The organism is Sporosarcina koreensis (genome assembly GCF_001531445.1).
Taxonomy (GTDB): domain Bacteria; phylum Bacillota; class Bacilli; order Bacillales_A; family Planococcaceae; genus Sporosarcina; species Sporosarcina koreensis_C.
In genome coordinates, this window is record NZ_LQYA01000251.1 from 48,842 (window position 1) to 52,633 (window position 3,792).

At 41.3% G+C, this 3,792-nt stretch carries 3 protein-coding genes; all 3 read right to left on the bottom strand.

What is annotated here, in order from left to right:
* The coding region (locus tag AWV70_RS21160) for a proline dehydrogenase family protein (RefSeq protein WP_235588810.1) at nt 1-890 on the bottom strand (890 nt) is incomplete at its 3' end.
* Nucleotides 891-1,001: 111 nt separating this feature from the next.
* Nucleotides 1,002-2,708: a methyl-accepting chemotaxis protein gene (locus tag AWV70_RS21165; RefSeq protein WP_060210464.1), complete on the bottom strand. Its 1,707-nt coding sequence runs from the start codon at nt 2,706-2,708 to the stop codon at nt 1,002-1,004.
* Between the two features lie 197 nt (nt 2,709-2,905).
* Nucleotides 2,906-3,792, bottom strand: an 887-nt coding sequence (locus AWV70_RS24980) for an amidase family protein (protein WP_268777900.1), incomplete at its 5' end; no start/stop codon positions are given.

Here is a 3,792-nt window from a genome sequence, read left to right on the forward strand (position 1 = left end):
ACCTGTTTTACGACTAAGTTCATATTTTGTGGCCGTTCAGCAAGTCGACGCATGAAATAGCCGTACCAATCTTGTCCAAAAGGTACGTATGTGCAAAAATTGTATCCCTCTTTCGCCAATTCCAATTGCATGTCTTTCCTGAAACCATATAGCATTTGGAATTCAAATTTATCATTCGAAATTTGATTGTCTTTGACGAATTGTTTTACATGATTGATGACATTATGGTCATGTGTTGCAATGGATGTGAATTTACCGTTCAGCAAATGCCATTCGATTAATTTGATATAATTTTTATCGATTTCCTGTTTGTCTTGGTATGCATATTCTGCTGGTTCCTTATATGCCCCTTTGACGATTCTTAGTCGGTAGTTCTTATACTTGTGCAAATCTTCTTCCGCACGGAAAAAGTAAGCTTGAATGACAGTACCGATATTGCCGTACTTCGTCGATAGCTCGTCCAACAGGTTGAACGAAGGTTGAAGCCGCGCATAGTCTTCCATGTCAAAATTGACAAAGAGACCGTATTCATTTGCTGCTGCTACGATTTCTTCAATATTTTCCTTACAGAAATCATAGTCGATATCGAGGCCGAGTTGAGAAGGTTTCAATGAGATGTGCGCATCCACTCCATTTTCATGGATGGCCTCAATGACTGCAAGAATTTGTTCTTTTGCAGCGATTGCTTCCTCTTTTTCGTAGACGAACTCGCCTAAATTGTCGACAGTGCAAGAGATGCCATGTTTGTTCAGTTCTTTAATGCTTTCAATCGTTTCAGCAATATTTGTACCCGCTACGACGTTTTGCGCACCTAATTTCAAACCATATTTTTTCGCAGCAGTATTCAAAAATTGGTTTTGTGATAGGCCGATAAAGAAATCTTTTAACATTTCCATTACTCCTCGATATTAATTTGTTTTTCATCATGCATTATAACATAGCTTCCAATCATGACCATCAAATTAAGCAAAGAAAAAAATAATGATATTTGACACGTTGATTTATAACTTGAATTGACCAACTACCTTCTCGAGATCCCGAGCCATCTCATTCGTATGCAACGAACGGTGGGAAACTTCGTTGATAGAAGCAGTTGTCTGCTCCGTAGCCGCTGAAATGTTATTCGTTTTATTCTCGATTTCTTGCATCGCACTCATTAAATCTGTGATCAATTTTACGACTGAAGATGATTTTTCCGCTTCTTCACTCATTATCTCTGAAATCTGGTTGATTTCTTGAACTGTGTTTGAAACTGCGGCTGCAATATTGCTTAGTGATTCCGATGTCTGCTGGACTGTTCGGCTTCCTGTCTCAACAACTTTCGTGCTTGATGAAGCAGAAGCTTCTACCTGTCCGATGATTCCTGTAATATCATTAACGATCGTTTCGACTTGCTGCACTTCCCTATTGGATTGTTCCGCCAACTTTCTGACCTCTTCCGCTACCACTGCAAACCCTTTACCGTGTTCACCAGCCCGAGCAGCCTCGATAGAAGCATTCAATGCCAATAAATTCGTTTGTGCAGCAATCCCTGCAATCGAATTCGTTATCTCTTGGATCTGGCTTGTCGATTTAATAAGTTCTTGGATGATAGAACCTACCTCTGTTGACGAATGCCTGATTTTCTCCATATCCACACTTATCTCATTTGCCAACTGCTGCCCGTCCTGCGCAATTCGCATTGTCACTTGGGAATTGACAGCGACCTCATCCGCACGCACTTTTGAGCTCTGCAGGTCATCTGCAAGGGAACCGAGGATTGATGAGGCATGCTCAGTATTGGTTGTTCCTCCTGTAACGCTCATCGCAACATCATTCATATTTTCCGCTACCATTTCAATGGCACCGTTCATTTCCCCTAAAGTTGAAGCAGTCGTTGAAGCATTCATCATAAGTTGATGGGATGTATCCTTCATCGTTCCAATCATGTTACGCAAATTACTCGTCATCGTGTTCAGTATTTCGGCAAGTTCTCCGACTTCATCTCTGGATTTTACATTCACATTACCTACATCCAAATTGCCATCCGCAATTTCTTTGGCATGGGCAATCAATCTGGAAATCGGTTTCGTTTTACGGCGAAGAAGGACGATTGTTATACATGCAGCTATCAACATCGGTATGATGCTGATCAATATGCCATCTCGCACAACTTCCCATGTACGATCCGCCACGATGCTTGCATCGAAATCGATTACACTAATCGCGATAACTTCTTTCGTTGGATCATGGTCTTTAAAAATAGGTGCATACCCGGATAACCTCTTCATGCCCGCGAATGTGAGAGGTTCGGAATAAGTTGGATGCTTCATTTCCACTAGCATGGAGATCGCTTTTTCATCAAGCGGAATCTGATCCCCTGCCTTCACGCCTTTACCTGCTAAATTATCATCAAAAGCAATAAGCTTGCCATTAAGATCGACAATGTATTGAGTTTCAAAAATGTTTTTATGCTGAACTGTCCAATTCAACTCTTTGCCTACTTTTTCAATCGTCGCCACATCGCCCGCTAATGCTTTGTCGATGTCAGCTGGTTGAAGTAATCCTGTTGTTATGTTCGCGCATCCGTAAGCCTCAATGCCAGCCGCATCATAAAGCTTATCGTATGCCGTCTTATAAGTGGCGACTGAAGTGATGGCAAGCATGGCGACAAGTATGCCGACGATGATTATGCCCAATTGGTAAGTAAGGCTATTTCTTTTCTTCATTCTTTCTCTTCCTTCCTGTGACTTATCTATCATGTAGAGATAGAACTAACTAGCTAAATCATACATGATTTCACTAGGTTTTCATATTCATATTTTCTCTCTTTCATCATTTATTAATAAATCACGCAAAAAGCAGATGAAGGAAAATGGACCCAATTCCTTCACCTGCCTTATTCTAGGTAGTTGTAAATGTATATTTATTGTACCCGTGCGTATCCTCCAAATTCCTTTTCAAGAAAAGAACCTAAGGAAAATATGGCATCCTCATTGCCGTTTTTGCCAATGATTTGCAGACCAATCGGCATGCCGTCAGTATCCTTTCCGATTGGTACTGTCAACGAGGGAAGGCCCCATGTGTTCGCATACGCAGCAAACGGCATATATTTCAGGAAGGTTTTTTTGATTGAAAAAATCTCCTTATAAACGATGCCATGCGGAGGAGCCACGGTATGATAAACCGGCATGACAACCAATCGATTCTCTAAATAACCTTCCAGGAATTGATCCCCGGCATCCAAAAGATACGATAATTGATCTACTCTTTTCGGCGATGGTTTAAATAAGGAAGCTCCGATTAACGCCCACGATAAATATCGATGAATCTCTGCTTTTCCATTCGCTCTATCTTTCATATACGCGGAAAGTGGACTACCTTTTCCATTCTCGAATGCAACTTTCCGGGTAGCTTCCCCACCATCAATCGACATGATTTCCTGCCAAAAAAGTGCCGATTCTTCAAGGTATGGAAGAGGTTCCCTCACTGTCATAAAAGCATCTTTCAAGGAAAGGTAAACGTTGTTCAATATTTTCACCGATTCATTTGAAAGTGGAAAATCAGTCGTCCGGAATACATTTATCGTAAAGCTGGACAGATCTAGTTTCTCGATTCGATGTTCCGCTATGAGCGAGTAAATCAGTTTCGCATCCCTCACTGATTTTGCTATAGGCCCTATTCCAAGCATCCTTTGCTGCCAAGGATCTTCAACAAACGGAAAACTGCCAACCTGTGATACTTGCCCTTTTCCTGATTTAAATCCGATGACACCATTAAAGTGGCTAGGAAAACGAATGGACCCGCCAATAT

What these genes read in the sequence shown, in the direction of transcription:
- AWV70_RS21165 (WP_060210464.1), bottom strand. Translation starts at nt 2,708, where the DNA reads ATGAAGAAAAGAAATAGCCTTACTTACCAATTGGGCATAATCATCGTC.